Source organism: Rhodococcus sp. MALMAid1271, from assembly GCF_049195265.1.
Lineage (GTDB): Bacteria > Actinomycetota > Actinomycetes > Mycobacteriales > Mycobacteriaceae > Rhodococcoides.
Genome location: NZ_JBMIRQ010000097.1, coordinates 1 through 14,268, shown reverse-complemented (window position 1 = coordinate 14,268; position 14,268 = coordinate 1). Strand labels below are relative to the sequence as shown.

The 14,268-nt window shown below is 64.1% G+C and carries 10 protein-coding genes and 1 pseudogene; 4 read left to right on the top strand and 7 right to left on the bottom strand.

What is annotated here, in order from left to right; genetic code table 11:
- Nucleotides 1-9 precede the first annotated feature (9 nt).
- Nucleotides 10-3,906: an ATP-dependent RNA helicase HrpA gene (gene hrpA, locus ACOQFP_RS14635; RefSeq protein WP_421584734.1), complete on the bottom strand. Its 3,897-nt coding sequence runs from the start codon at nt 3,904-3,906 to the stop codon at nt 10-12.
- Between the two features lie 76 nt (nt 3,907-3,982).
- On the opposite strand from hrpA, the gene ACOQFP_RS14630 reads away from it, so the two are divergent.
- Nucleotides 3,983-4,651, top strand: coding sequence for a Pr6Pr family membrane protein (locus tag ACOQFP_RS14630; RefSeq protein WP_421584857.1), 669 nt, complete (start codon nt 3,983-3,985; stop codon nt 4,649-4,651).
- Nucleotides 4,652-4,654: 3 nt separating this feature from the next.
- Complete coding sequence (locus ACOQFP_RS14625) at nt 4,655-5,914, top strand: aminotransferase class III-fold pyridoxal phosphate-dependent enzyme (RefSeq protein WP_341244471.1); 1,260 nt, start codon at nt 4,655-4,657, stop codon at nt 5,912-5,914.
- Here the strand turns inward: ACOQFP_RS14625 and ACOQFP_RS14620 are convergent.
- The gene (locus tag ACOQFP_RS14620) at nt 5,898-6,128 is read right to left on the bottom strand and encodes a hypothetical protein (protein WP_421584733.1); all 231 of its coding nucleotides are present in this window, start codon (nt 6,126-6,128) and stop codon (nt 5,898-5,900) included. The two genes, ACOQFP_RS14625 and ACOQFP_RS14620, sit on opposite strands and share 17 nt — an antisense overlap.
- 54 nt (nt 6,129-6,182) lie before the next feature.
- Between ACOQFP_RS14620 and ACOQFP_RS14615 the strand changes: the two genes are divergently transcribed.
- Nucleotides 6,183-6,827 (top strand): hypothetical protein, encoded by a 645-nt coding sequence (locus ACOQFP_RS14615; RefSeq protein ID WP_206490614.1) that lies wholly within the window; start codon nt 6,183-6,185, stop codon nt 6,825-6,827.
- Here the strand turns inward: ACOQFP_RS14615 and ACOQFP_RS14610 are convergent.
- From ACOQFP_RS14610 to sthA, 5 genes are all read right to left on the bottom strand, one after another.
- Nucleotides 6,817-7,488, bottom strand: coding sequence for a PhzF family phenazine biosynthesis protein (locus ACOQFP_RS14610; RefSeq protein ID WP_421584732.1), 672 nt, complete (start codon nt 7,486-7,488; stop codon nt 6,817-6,819). The genes ACOQFP_RS14615 and ACOQFP_RS14610 overlap by 11 nt on opposite strands.
- A gap of 12 nt (nt 7,489-7,500) precedes the next feature.
- Nucleotides 7,501-10,017, bottom strand: a complete 2,517-nt coding sequence (locus ACOQFP_RS14605) for a DEAD/DEAH box helicase (RefSeq protein ID WP_421584731.1) — start codon at nt 10,015-10,017, stop codon at nt 7,501-7,503.
- Between the two features lie 70 nt (nt 10,018-10,087).
- Nucleotides 10,088-11,071: an alpha/beta hydrolase gene (locus ACOQFP_RS14600; RefSeq protein WP_341244475.1), complete on the bottom strand. Its 984-nt coding sequence runs from the start codon at nt 11,069-11,071 to the stop codon at nt 10,088-10,090.
- A 334-nt stretch (nt 11,072-11,405) separates the two neighbouring features.
- Entirely contained in the window at nt 11,406-12,350 is a 945-nt protein-coding gene (locus ACOQFP_RS14595) for a proteasome assembly chaperone family protein (protein ID WP_206490617.1), read from the bottom strand.
- A 184-nt stretch (nt 12,351-12,534) separates the two neighbouring features.
- Nucleotides 12,535-13,950, bottom strand: coding sequence for a Si-specific NAD(P)(+) transhydrogenase (sthA, locus tag ACOQFP_RS14590; protein WP_206490618.1), 1,416 nt, complete (start codon nt 13,948-13,950; stop codon nt 12,535-12,537).
- Between the two features lie 165 nt (nt 13,951-14,115).
- On the opposite strand from sthA, the pseudogene ACOQFP_RS14585 reads away from it, so the two are divergent.
- Nucleotides 14,116-14,268, top strand: a pseudogene (locus tag ACOQFP_RS14585) (S-(hydroxymethyl)mycothiol dehydrogenase); the annotation flags it as partial.

The window sequence follows — 14,268 nt, the reverse complement described above, 5'->3', positions numbered from 1 at the left end:
TCGATGCCATCAGCGGGCCTGTTCCGAGATCGCCTTCTCGAGACGCTTCTCCGAGACCGGATATGCCGTCCTAATTCCTTGAGCGAACAGCCCCACCCGCAATTCCTCGATCATCCAGAACAGTTCCTGCACTCCCGCACTGTTCTTTCTCGCTTCCGGAAGCGAATCGAGCAACCGCCCGTACGAGTCGTAGACGCGATCGAGAACGTCCATCGCCGCAGCGTCTCGGCCCGCACTGCTCGGCAGCGTGGCCAATCGCTTCGCCGCCGCGGCGAGATAGCGTGGCAGGTCTGCCAATCTGCGAGAACCGAACTCGGTCACGAACCCGCGAAAGATCAAGCCGTCGAGTTGTTCACGGACATCGTCGGCTGGTTCACCCGATGACGACTGCAATGTCGCCGACACTGCGAGTGCTGCGGTCAGCACGGGACGGACCAGTGCCAGTATCGCTGCGGTGCGCTGTGGAACCTCGGCATCGACCAGCGCGCGCAGCTTCTCGAAGGCCTCCGGATCGCGGACGGGCCCACCGTGCGCGTCCATGGCCTCCTCCACCGCGAGGACTCGGCACTCCTCCAGGAGGGCGTCCACGCTTCCGTACGGATTCTGGCCGAGGGCAAGACGTTCCGCAGTCGGCAGACCGGCCAGCAGTGCTTTGGTGCCCTTGGGTGCAGACGCGAGAAGCAGCGCTCTGGTGCCCGACCGCATCGCCGCGCGCTGCTGGGCCGGAGTGCTCAGAACCCGCACTGCGACACCGGACCCTTCCGGTACCAACGCCGGGTAGCCGGTGACTATCTGCCCACCGACCTCCCGGGTGACCGTCGACTCCAGCCGTCCCAGCGTGCTCGACGTCCAGGCCAACGACGGTGCACGCTCGGCGTCGCCGACCGCGCTCGCGACCTGACGACCCACCTCCCCGGACAGTCCGGCGCGCAGTGCAGCGAGATTCTTGTCGCTACCCAACACTTTTCCGCTGGCGTCGACGGCCGAGAACGTCATCCTCAGATGCTCGGGTAGCGCCGCCGTATCGAAGTCCTTGGCCGTGATGTGGCACTGGGCAGCACGCGAAAGCTCACGAGCCAAGGCCGTCACCAGAGTTTCCGATCGCGGCTTCATCACCGCCAACGCCGCGGCGGCGAAGTCGGGAGCCGGAACGACGTTGCGACGCAGCGCCTTCGGCAGTGTCTTGATCAATGCCGTCACCAACTCTGCGCGCATTCCCGGCACCAGCCAGTCGAAGCCCACCGGCTGCACCTGAGCGAGCAGTGCAATCGGAATGCGTGCGGTGACCCCGTCGGCGGCGGTACCCGGCTCGAACTGGTAGGTCAGCGGGAACTGGATCTCTCCCTGTCGCCACGCGTCGGGGTACGCGCCGGTGAGCACCGCAGCCGCGTCGGCGTTGACCACGGTTTCGGTGGTGAAATCCAGCAGGGCCGGATCGTGTCGGCGGGCCTTCTTCCACCAGGTGTCGAAGTGCCTGGCCGACACCGCTTCTGGCGCGACGCGTGCGTCGTAGAAATCGAACAGAGCCTCGTCGTCGACGACGATATCGCGCCGCCGGGCCCGATGCTCGAGTTCGCCGACGTCCTCGAGCAGCGCCCTGTTCTTGTGGAAGAACGCGTGCTGGGTCTTCCATTCACCCTCCACCAGGGCATGTCTGATGAACAGCTCGCGTGATACTTCCGGGTCGATGCGGTGATATCCGACCGGACGCTGTGTGACCAGGGGGATGCCGTACAGAGTCACTCGCTCGTAGGCCATGGCGGATTGGCGTTTGATGGACCAGTGCGGCTCCGAATACGTCCGCTTGACCAGGTGTGGGGCCAGCCGCTCGGCCCACTCGGGTTCGATGCGGGCAGCCATGCGGCCCCACAGTCGGCCGGTCTCGACCAACTCCGCGGCCATCACCCACCGCGGCGGTTTCTTGAACAAACCGGATCCGGGGAAAATTGCGAAATGCGCGCCGCGCGCACCGAGAAACTCCCGCTTGTCGCCTTCCCTGAGTCCGACGTGTGAGAGCAATCCGGACAGCAGTGACTGATGCAGAGCGTTGTCCGTGGAGTCGGCATCGGGCACCGTCCAGCCGAGCCCGCGGGTGATCTGACGGAGCTGGCCGTGCAGGTCCTGCCACTCCCGAATCCGCAGATAGTGCAGAAATTCGGTGCGACACATGCGTCGAAACTGATTGGAAGACAGTTCATTTCGCTGCTCGCGCAAGTACGTCCACAGCTTCACGTAGGCCAGGAAGTCGGAGTTCTCGACTGCGAAACGGGCGTGCTTTTCGTCCGCCGCCTGCTGATGCTCGGCGGGCCGCTCCCGAACGTCCTGGATCGACAGCGCCGCCACGACCACCAACGCGTCGCGTAATGATCCGTTGCCGTTGGCCTCGACCAACATTCGCGCCATCCGAGGATCGACGGGCAACGCCGAGAGCTCTCGGCCGATCGGGGTGAGCTTGGCGGTACCGTCCTTGCCTGCGGGTTCGAGGGCTCCCAGTTCATCGAGTAGTCCGATGCCGTCTCGGATGCTGCGCGGGTCCGGCGGTTCGACGAACGGGAACGCCTCGATCTTGCCCAGACCCAGTGCGGTCATCTGCAGGATGACCGAGGCCAGGTTGGTGCGCAGAATCTCGGGCTCGGTGAACTGCGGACGGGAATCGAAGTCCTCCTCCGAGTACAGCCGAATGCAGATGCCGTCGGCGACACGCCCGCAGCGCCCCGCTCGCTGGCGCGCAGACGCCTGGGAGATCGGTTCGATGGGGAGGCGCTGCACTTTGGTGCGCAACGAGTAGCGCGAGATGCGGGCGGTACCGGGGTCGACGACGTATCGGATGCCGGGGACCGTCAACGATGTTTCCGCGACGTTGGTCGAGAGCACCACCCGGCGGCCCGAGTGTGGGGAGAACACTCGATGCTGTTCGGCTGCGGACAATCTCGCGTACAGCGGGACGATCTCGGTATTGCGAAGAGTGCGATCGTTCAATGCGTCGGCGGTATCGCGAATCTCGCGTTCACCGGACAAGAACACCAGGATGTCTCCGTCGCCCTCGGCCATGAGTTCCTCGACGGCCTGGCAGGTCGCGTCGACGGGGTCGAGATCGATCGTCGTGTCTCCGGCATCGACGGTCAGTGGCCGATACCGCATCTCGACCGGGAACGTTCTACCGGAGACCTCGATAATCGGGGCGGGCACACCGTCCTGGGCGAAGTGCTCGGCGAACCGTTCCGGATCGATCGTCGCCGAGGTGATGACGATCTTCAGATCCGGTCGTCTCGGGAGGAGCTGAGCCAGGTAGCCGAGGAGGAAGTCGATGTTGAGGCTGCGCTCGTGAGCCTCGTCGATGATCAGGGTGTCGTACTGGCGAAGCATCCTGTCTCGCTGGATCTCCGCCAGCAGGATGCCGTCGGTCATCAACTTGACCAGAGTCGAATCCGAGGATTGATCGGTGAATCTGACCTTGTAGCCGATGGATTCGCCCAGCGGCTCGCCGACCTCCTCGGCAATGCGCTCGGCCACCGTACGCGCGGCGAGGCGTCGAGGCTGGGTGTGGCCGATGGAGCCGCGAATCCCGCGACCGAGTGCGAGACAGATCTTGGGAATCTGGGTGGTCTTACCGGAGCCGGTCTCACCGGCCACGATCACGACCTGATGTGCGGCGATGGCAGCGGCGATGTCGTCCTTGCGCAGGCTGACCGGCAGCGACTCGGGGAAATCGAGAGTGGGGACCGCGGCTTTGCGATGTGCGACGACAGCTTCCGCGCGGGTGATATCGCGTTCGACTGCGGCGAAGGCTTCCTCGGTGCGGGCTTTGTCCACTCGCCGACGCAGCCTGTTCTCGTCGCGGATGGTGACCTCGGCCAGGCGAGTGGCGAGAGCGTTGCGCTGACGGGACGAAGTGGAGGTAGACATACTCACTGCAGGATATCCGTTTCGCCGCAACCCTCGTGAATGCCGGCCCCGACTGTGCCAGGATCGCCGCATCAGCATCTCGCGCGATGTCCTTGCCGAGCCACGTACCCCGGCGACGATCAGGACGTTGCGGGTGCTGTTCGGCGCGCTCACCGCGGCGGCCCTCGTCTCGATCGTTCTGAACGGACTTGCCGCCTCCACGTTCTCGTTGGCCAATTACTTCAGCTACTTCACCGTGCTCAGCAACGTCGCGACGGTGCTCGTCCTCATGATCGGCGGCCTGATCGATCCACGATCTTCGGGTTGGCAGCTCGTGCGCGGGGCGGTGACGCTCTACATGGTGATCACCGGGATCATCTACGCGGTGTTGCTTGCGAACATCGATGTCGGTGTCGCAGATCCGTGGACCAACAACGTGGTGCACAGGATCATGCCGGTCGTACTACTCCTCGACTGGATTCTCGCCCCGCCGCGTCGCCGGATATCCGAATCGCGCAGCCTGATGTGGTTGCTGTTCCCGCTGATCTACGGGATCTACACCCTTGTCCGCGGACCGATCGTCGACTGGTATCCCTACCCGTTTCTCGATCCACGCGAACAGGGATACATCGCGCTCGCCATCGGGCTGGTGGTGTTGACTGTCGCCTTCGCGCTGATGGCACTGGCAGTCAATGCGCTCGGGCGGCTGGCGGGACGGTGGAGACACGGATCGGACTCGATCGAATCGGACTCCACTACTGTGTAGCGCATGTCTTCCGATCTGGATTCAGCCGGCACCGCACACTCCTCCGCGCTGTGGCACGGCTTCGCCGACATGGGCAATGTCACCGCCAGTGGGCCGTTCGTCATCTCGCGAGGTGAGGGTGCGTACATCTTCGACGACGCGGGCACCAAGTACCTCGACGCCACGGCGGGTTTGTGGTTCACCAACGTCGGCCACGGACGCCGCGAGATCGCCGATGCCGTTGCCTCGCAGCTGAGTTCGATCGCCCACTACTCGAACTTCGGTGACTTCGTTCCCGAGACCACGCTGGCTCTGGCCGACCGCCTGTCCGCGATCGCGCCCGTGCCGGGTAGCAAGATCTTCTTCACCTCGGGTGGATCGGACTCCATCGACACCGCAGCCAAGCTTGCGCGTCGCTACTGGGTGGAAATGGGACAACCGTCCAAGAAGCTGATCGTCGGTCGACAGAAGGCATACCACGGTATGCACGTGGCTGGTACTGCACTGGCCGGAATCGCGGTGAACAAGGAGAACTACGGCGAGCTCATGCCCGACGCCAGGACGGTGGCCTGGGACGACGCGAAATCGCTGCTGGCACTCATCGAGGAGGTCGGTGCCGAGAACATCGCGGCATTCTTCTGTGAGCCGGTGATCGGAGCGGGCGGGGTGTACCTGCCGCCCGAGGGCTACTTGCGCGAGGTCCGGCAGATCTGTCGAGACAACGACGTGCTGTTCGTCGCCGACGAGGTCGTCACCGGCTTCGGCCGCATCGGCGGCAGCTGGTTCGCTTCGACTCGATTCGATCTCGCACCCGATCTGATGACGACGGCCAAGGGGCTGACATCAGGATATGTGCCCATGGGTGCGGTGTTCATCGCACCGAAGATCGCCGAACCCTTCTTCGCGGGCGGAGTCTGGTGGCGACACGGGTACACCTACGGCGGGCACGCAGGCGCGGCCGCAGCGGCGATGGCCAACCTCGACATCATCGAGCGAGAGGACCTGCTCACCCACTCCGAGCGCATCGAGGCTGCCCTGCATACTCACCTGGCGCCGCTCGCCGCGCACGATCGAGTGTCCGAGGTTCGCAGCGGACTCGGTGCGGTTGCCGCCGTCCAGCTCGCCGACCCGGCGGAGGCGCTGCCCTTCGTCAAAACCCTTCGAGCGCATGGGGTTTCCGGTCGAGCCGCCGGTCAGGGTGCGATGCAGATCTCGCCGGCGTTCGTCATGACAGACGCCGAGATCGAAGAGTTGGCCGCACGGATTCTCAGCGCGCTCGGCTGAACCGGAGAGTCCCGAGCAGACGCTGCCCCCTCGACGGCAGGGGAGTAGGTGCCGGGTCCGGCTCGCCGGACATTGCCTCGAACCGCCGATGCAGCTGATCGCGCACTTCCTCGGGCGCATAGGCGCGCCGCTTGCGCTCGGACCGAACCACCAACGCCCCGGTGGCCGCGACACCGACCATCCCGGCGAGGCCGAGAGTTTTCCACACGTTCACTGGCCAACCGTACCGTCACGAGGCGGGGTGACGCCGAGACCTAGGGTGTGAGAGATGAACCCGTCGCGAATCGGCCTCGACACAGCCGTCGATGCCACCAGAACCGGAGACATCTGGATCTTCCGCGGACACTCGACGGCCGATCGGGCAATCCAAACGCTGACCAACAGCCCCGTCAATCATGTCGGAATGGCCGTCGTGATCGACGACCTGCCGCCGCTGATGTGGCACGCCGAGCTGGGAAAGTCACTGCAGGACATGTGGACCGGCAACTTTCAGCGTGGCGTGCAGCTGCACGACCTGCGCGCGGCCGTGACCCAGTGGGCCACCGTGTACCAACAGCGGTGCTGGCTGCGGCAGTTGGAGGACGCCGTCACGAAAGCCCAGGAAGACGCCTTGCTGCGCACGATCGCCCGGATGGACGGCACGGCCTTTCCTACTACCGCCGCACTCACCGGTCGCTGGTTCCGGGGACGAGTGCCCACGCTGCGCCGACGCCGACAGCACTCGGCCGCCCTCGAAACCGCGTACTGCGCCGAGGTGGTCGCGATGACCTACGACGCGATGGGATTGCTCGCCGGACACAAGAAGGCCAACTGGTTCGACCCGGGGAAGTTCTGGAGCGGAGATCGACTCCCGCTGGCTGCGGGCGTGCGGTTGGGCGAGGAGATCGAGGTGGACGTACCCGTCACACCGTGATCGACGGATCGCTCACCGAACGTCCGCCCAATTCCACCCAGCCGTCGTCGATCGTGGTGCGCAATCGTGAGCCGACCCCCTGCACGATCGTCAGACCGCGGCCGAGCTCTCCGGTGAGGCGCACGGCGGCGGCACCGGTCGCTTCGTCCTCTGCGATTCCCATCATGGGGGCGAACATGCGCGATCGCACGGCCCCGCGCGCCTCGTCGGTCCAGGCCCAGAGATAGTGGTGCCCACTGTCGTAGGCGCTCGGGTCGGCTGCCGCTACCTCGGCTGCGTCGCGGACCTGATGGAAGGTGAACTGCGGAGTCCAGTCGGCGCGAGCGCGAACCCAGGTGTCCTCGCCGTCGTATCGGATCTCGAGCCCTGCGGCCGGAACTGTGAGCGTTCGCACCGGGTGGCCCTGTTCTCGGAGCCACCACGACAGACCGACCGTGGGATGGCCGGCGAAGGGCAGCTGCACCGCCGGGGTGTAGATGGTGGCCGAGGCCGTACCGGGCTCGGTGCGAGCGACGAACACCGTCTCGCTGTAACCGAGCTCGGTGGCGAACTGCTGCCTGTCCGCCTCGTCGACATCATCCGCGGCGACGATGCCGAGAGGATTGCCGAACCTGCCGTCGGCATCGGTGAACACACGGACGACGGACACCTCGATAGCCATGTCGGGACGGTATCAGCCCGGGGTGATCACGATCTCGTCGAATACGATCTCGCCGGCGGCATCGGATTCCGGTACGTCGACGACGGCATCGAGCGACCAACCGTGATCGCCGTCCGGGTCCTCGAGCACCTGACGCACCGTCGTGGCCTCGGTGCCGACATCGAAGGTGAACAGCGCAGGCCCACGAGCCGAGGGCCCCGTTCCGATCGGTCCGTACTCGGCGAAGAACGGCTCGAGTTCGGTCTCCCAGTCCGGGCCGTCGTCGAGTTCCTCGAGCGCGTTCCATTGGCGACGGGCCGCCAGATCCACCCGACGGAAGATGGCATTGCGAGCCAGTACCCGAAAAGCCCTCGGGTTGGCCGAGATCGGACGCGGAGTATCGGAGCCATAGGCCTCGACCAGCGCTTCCGGCTCTGCACCGGGATCGGTCAGGTTCTCCCACTCGTCGAGCAAGCTCGAATCGACCTGACGGACGAGCTCGCCCAGCCACTCGGTGATGTCCTGAACCTCCTCGGTTCGAGACTCCGGTGGGACCGTCTGACGCAACGTGCGGTACGCGTCGGCGAGATACCGCAGTACCAGCCCCTCCGACCGCATCAGACCGTAATGGCTGATCAGCTCGGCGAAGGTCATCGCCCGCTCGACCATGTCGCGCACGACGGACTTGGGCGACAAGCCGACCTCGGAAAGCCACGGGTGGGTGCCTCGATAGATCTCGAACGCCGGAACCAGTAGTTCTGCGAGCGGCTTCGGCCAGGTGACTTCCTCGAGCAGCTCCATTCTCTCGTCGTAGTCGATTCCGTCGGCCTTCATCTGCGATACCGCTTCGCCGCGGGCGGCGTGCTGCTGTGCCATCAGGATCTGGCGCGGATCGTCGAGCGTGGACTCGATGATCGAGACCACATCGAGTGCGTGTGTCGGTGACTGCGCGTCGAGCAGATCGAACGACGCGACCGCGAACGTCGACAGCGGCTGGTTGAGTGCGAAGTCCGGTTGCAGATCCACAGTCAGTCGAGCATGTCGACCGTCGGCATCGGGGTGCTCCAACTGCTCGACGATGCCCGCGTCGACCAGGCCGCGATACAGCGAGAGCGCACGCAGAATGTGCTTGCGTTGAGCAGCCCGGGTTTCGTGATTGTCTTCGAGTAGATGACGCATCGCGTGGAAGCAATTACCCGGACGGGCGATGACATTGAGAAGCATGGCGTTGCTCACCGAGAATCTCGAGGTGAGTGGCTCGGGGCTCGCGGCAACAATCCGCTCGAATGTCGGCTCACCCCACGATACGAAACCGTCCGGGGCCTTCTTGCGCTGCACTCGCTTGAGCTTCTTCGGGTCGTCACCGGCCTTGGCCACCAGGCGAGCGTTCTCGATGTCGTGTTCGGGGGCCTCGACCACGACGGTGCCGAGGGTGTCGTAGCCCGCACGGCCCGCACGGCCTGCGATCTGATGGAACTCGCGTGCCCGGAGCTTGCGAGTACGAACTCCGTCGTACTTGGTGAGTCCGGTGAACAGCACGGTCCTGATGGGGACATTGATACCAACACCCAGGGTGTCCGTTCCACAGATCACCTTGAGCAGACCGTCCTGTGCGAGCTTTTCGACCAGACGCCGATACTTGGGCAGCATCCCTGCGTGATGAACGCCGATACCGTGCCGAACCAGCCTCGACAGTGTCTTTCCGAAACCGGTGGTGAAACGGAAGCTACCGATCGCGTCGGCGATCTCGGCCTTCTCCTGTTTCGACGCGACGTTGACACTGGTCAGCGCTTGGGCTCGTTCGAGTGCCGCGGCCTGGGTGAAATGCACGACGTACACGGGCGCGAGGTGGGTGTCGACCAGTTCTTCGATGGTTTCGCTGATCGGGGTGGTGACATAGGAGAACATCAGCGGAACGGGGCGTTCGCTTCCGGAGACGACAGTGGTGGTGCGTCCGGTGCGCCGGGTGAGGTCGTCTCGAAAGAACGACACGTCTCCCAGGGTCGCCGACATCAACAGGAACTGCGCCTTCGGCAGCTCGATCAAGGGCACCTGCCAGGCCCACCCTCGATCGGGCTCGGAATAGTAGTGGAACTCGTCCATGATCACCTGGCCGATATCGGAGTCCGCGCCCTGGCGCAGGGCGAGGTTCGCCACGATTTCCGCGGTGGCGCAGATGATCGGCGCACCCGAATTGACCGACGCGTCGCCGGTCATCATGCCGACGTTCTGGGCACCGAAGATCTCGCACAGGGCGAAGAACTTCTCACTGACCAGTGCTTTGATCGGCGCGGTGTAAAAGCTGCGAATGCCTGCAGCCATGGCGGCATAGTGGGCTCCGATGGCCACCATCGACTTACCGGAACCCGTGGGCGTGGCAAGAATGACGTTGGAGCCCGAGACGAGCTCGATGAGAGCTTCCTCTTGGGCGGGATACAACGTCAGGCCCCGATCGGCCGTCCAGCTGGTGAAGGTGTCGAACAGGACATCCGGGTCTGCGCCGTCGGGATCGGCAGCGGTGACATCGGGAATCAGTTCGGTGAGAAGCACCTCTACAGGCTATGTGGGATCAACGACCGGTCCCGCATCGACACCGCACCGGTCTGGTCGAGTCGACGCCTCAGGTCGCGCTGCGTTCGTCCGAACCCATGGCTCCGAGTACGGCCAGTCGGGTGCTGGCGCTCCCGGTGATCATGTCCTCGCCGACGCCGGTGATGAGCAGATTGCGCCACCGCACCTCGTCGAAGGCCAAGGACGGTGTCGAGTCGATGAAGTCCTCGACGACCTGCAGGAAACGCATCGGATCGTCGCGGAACGGGAAATGTCCGGAGTTCTCGAACACCTCGAGAGTGGAGCCGGGCATGGCCGAATGGGCGAGGCGGGCATGGCTGACGGGAATGACCGCGTCCTGATCACCCCAGACGAGCAGTACCGGCAGATTTTCAGTGAGATAACACCGATCCAGCATGGTGACGACTTGCCCACGCCAGTCGACCACGGCCCGCAGGGTACGCAAGTACGCCTCGTACGTGGTCGGGGCCGGGAGCTCGCTCAACACCCGAATCAAGTCAGGTGTGTCGTGCAGCAGCGAACCGGGCCGTAGTGGTGAACTGTGCAGCTTGCTCAGTACACCGCCTGCCAGCTTGACCGCAGGTATCGCTCCGGGGAGCCGAAGAAGTTTGACGGCTTCGCTCAAGAACGGCATCGAGGCGAGTCGAAGGATGGGATGGACGTCCTTGGTGACGCCACCGGAGGACACCAGCGCCAACCGGTCCACCATGTTGGGGAATTGGTACGCGAACTGCATGGCGACGCCGCCGCCCAGCGAGTGGCCCACGACCGTGACCTTCTCGATGCCGAGCACGGAGAGCAGATCTCGCATGCCGTTCGCGTACGCAGCGACGGAGTAATCCGCGCGTGGCTTGTCCGAGCGACCGTGCCCCAACAGATCGGGTGCGATCACGGTGTAATTCTTCGCGAGGTGAGGAATTACCTCGTTCCAGGTCTCGGAGTTGTCGCCGATCCCGTGGATCAGTAACACCACCGGACCTTCGCCTGCCATGCGAAAGGCTCGCCGGTAGCCGTGAATGGTCCGAAAGATCAACCGCGGTTCTTCATCGGGAACCGGGCGGAGCTTGCGATTGCGCGGAGTGGTGGACACTTGCGCCTCCTGAAATTCCCTGGTGCACCGCAGGCGGCACAGCACGGCGTCGCCGTGAACGGTTGTGTACGTCTATGCACTGGCGTACATAGTGCTACGACTCTCGCACGAGATGGCCTCGTGGGCAGAACATCGAGTGCAAATACGGTTACAGGTATGTTTCGATCCGCCCACGCTGTCCAACTCAACCGCCTCGGTGCCGGGAATCTGTGACCACTCACACTCTCGTTCGGCTCACGATGGGGTTCGGCTCGTGCTGTCGCTCGGTCCGACGAGGCTACCCCGTGGTGTCGTCTTTGCCGTCGTCGAAGCCCGTCTGCTCGGCCAAGAACCTCTCGAACTCGGCACCGAGCTCGTCTCCGCTCGGAAGCGGCTCGTCACCGGCGAGCAGCGTCGACTGCTGTTCCTGCGCTGCGACATAGGTGTCGTACTGGCGCTCGAGCGCCTGCACAACGGACTGAACCTCTTCGTTGCCGGTGATGTGCTCGTTGACCTGTTCCCGCACTCGCGCGGCCGCCTCGCCGAGCGCTGCAAGCGGAAGGTCCAGCTCGGCTGCCTCGCTGACGTTCTCGAGGAGCGTCTCGGCTGCACTCGGGTAATCGGTCTGGGCGAGGTAGTGCGGGACATGCACCGAAAAGCCCATCGATTCATGGCCGTGCTGCGCCATCCGGAGCTCGAGCAGCGAGGAGGCGCTGCCGGGTACCTGCAGATCGCCTGCCCAGCTGTTGCCGTCTTTGACCAGCGATTTGTCACTGGAATGGGCAGTGACTCCGAGTGGGCGCGTATGCGGAATCGCCATCGGGATCGAGCCGAGCCCGATCGTGCGCCGCACTCCCAGTTGATCGGCGAGCAGCCGGACGGCAGTGGTGAACTTCTCCCACCGCAGATCCGGTTCCATCCCCGCCAACAACAGGAAGGGGGTACCGGCGCGGTCCTTGACCGCGTACAGATTGAGCTCGGGCGCATCGTAATCGGAGAAGTGATCGGACTTGAACGTCATCGTCGGACGACGAGAGCGGTAGTCGATCAACTCGTCGACGTCGAACGAGGCCACGAGTTCGGTCTCGAGACTCTCGCGCAGATGAGTCGTCGCAAGCTTCACCGCATGTCCCGCGTCGGAGAATCCTTCCAAGCCGTGCACGAGGACTGGTCCGACACCGTCGTTGGAGAAAATCTGCGGTGCCGGAAACTCCAGCTCGTACATGTTCGACTGTTCGGTCATGGCCGGGCCCCTTTCGGATCGACTCGTCTGTACCTCGGCGCGAGATTCGGGTCAGAATACGCCGACCGCCGGCTCGAGCCGTACACGCGCGATCTCGACCGTGGCGAATCCCTCATGGACACAACAACCGATCGACGGCCGTTCATTCCCGGTGGTGGTTCGCACCGTCTTCGCCGGAACTGCGTCAGCGATCGAAGTTGGCCAATGCCCGGATCTTGTTGGTGACGTCCAGTGCGGCGACCTTGTACGCCTCGGACAGGGTCGGGTAGTTGAACACGGCATCGACCAGATAGTCGACGGTGCCGCCGCAGCCCATGACGGCCTGCCCGATATGCACGAGATCCGTCGCACCCGAACCGAAGATGTGCACGCCGAGAATCGACCGGTCCTCGGTGGAGACCAGCAACTTCAACATCCCGTACGAGTCGCCTGCGATCTGCCCGCGGGCCAGTTCGCGATACCGCGACACCCCGACCTCGTAGGGAACCGAACCCTTCGTCAGATCCACCTCGGTCGCTCCGACGTAGGAGACCTCGGGAATGGAGTAGATGCCGATGGGCTGTAAGTCGGTCAGTTGAGCACTCGACTCGCCGAACGCGTGATACGCCGCGAGCCTGCCCTGATCCATCGATGTCGCGGCGAGCGCCGGGAACCCGATGACATCGCCGACCGCGTAGATGTGATCGACCTTGGTCTGGAAATGCTCGTCGACGAAGATGCGACCTCGCGCGTCGGCCTCGAGACCGGCATTCTCGAGTTCCAGTGCAGTGGTCAAGCCCTGCCGTCCGGCCGAATACATCACGGTTTCCGCTGGAATGCGCTTACCGCTCGCGAGGGTGGTCACCGTGCCGTTCGGTCCGACATCGACCGCAGTGACAGCCTCCCCGAATCGGAATGTCACCGCGAGATCGCGGAGATGGAACTGAAGCGATTCGATGATCTCGCGATCGCAGAAGTCCAACATCGAATCACGCTTCTCGACGACGGTGACCTTCGTGCCGAGGGCCGCGAACATCGAGGCGTACTCGATTCCGATGACCCCCGCCCCGACCACCACCATCGATGCCGGGATGAACTCGAGGTTCAGAATTCCATCGGAGTCGAGTACCCGATAGTCGTCGAACGCAACGTCCGCGGGACGTGCGGGCGCGGTTCCGGTGGCGATCACCACGTTCTCGGCGGTCACGGTGATGCGCTCGCCCCGGGACTCGTCCTCGACGACGATGGTGTGCGCATCGAGGAACTTGCCGACACCGGTGATGAGTTCGATGCGGTTGCGCAGCAGTTGCGAGCGGACGACCTCGATCTCCTTGCCGATGACGTGCTGGGTGCGCGCCAGCAGATCGGCAGGCGTGATGTCTGCCTTGACTCGATAGCTGGCCCCGTACAGCTCACGTTGATTCATGCCCGTCAGATAGAGGACGGCCTCACGCAACGTCTTGGAAGGGATGGTGCCGGTGTTGACGCACACCCCGCCGAGCATGTGCCCCTTCTCCACGATCGCCACTCGCTTACCGAGCTTCGCTGCTGCGATGGCGGCCTTCTGGCCACCGGGGCCGGAGCCGATGACCACCAGGTCGTACGCCATGTGTTCGGACATTGCTCATTGGTACCGCTCGCACGCAAAGAACGTGTGTTCGCTCGGTCACAACCTCGTGAACAGAGAACTACCCACCGCGGCACGCATGCAGATGTAGCTACGGTCTGATGCGTTGTGACAGGCTGAACCGCGAACGCATCACACCAGCTTTCAGTGGAGGAACATATGCCGCAACAGGTCCGGGCAGTCGTTGCCAAGAGCAAGGGCGAGCCCGTGTCGATCGAGACGATTACGATCCCGGATCCGGGTCCGAACGATGTGGTGGTCGCGGTTGCGGCGTGCGGGGTGTGTCATACGGATCTGCATTATCGCGAGGGT

Coding starts and splice junctions, on each gene's coding strand:
- ACOQFP_RS14595 (WP_206490617.1), bottom strand. CDS start 12,350: ATGACCGAACAGTCGAACATGTACGAGCTGGAGTTTCCGGCACCGCAG.
- ACOQFP_RS14615 (WP_206490614.1), top strand. CDS start 6,183: ATGAACCCGTCGCGAATCGGCCTCGACACAGCCGTCGATGCCACCAGA.
- ACOQFP_RS14610 (WP_421584732.1), bottom strand. CDS start 7,488: ATGGCTATCGAGGTGTCCGTCGTCCGTGTGTTCACCGATGCCGACGGC.
- hrpA (WP_421584734.1), bottom strand. CDS start 3,906: ATGTCTACCTCCACTTCGTCCCGTCAGCGCAACGCTCTCGCCACTCGC.
- ACOQFP_RS14625 (WP_341244471.1), top strand. CDS start 4,655: ATGTCTTCCGATCTGGATTCAGCCGGCACCGCACACTCCTCCGCGCTG.
- sthA (WP_206490618.1), bottom strand. CDS start 13,950: ATGTCCGAACACATGGCGTACGACCTGGTGGTCATCGGCTCCGGCCCC.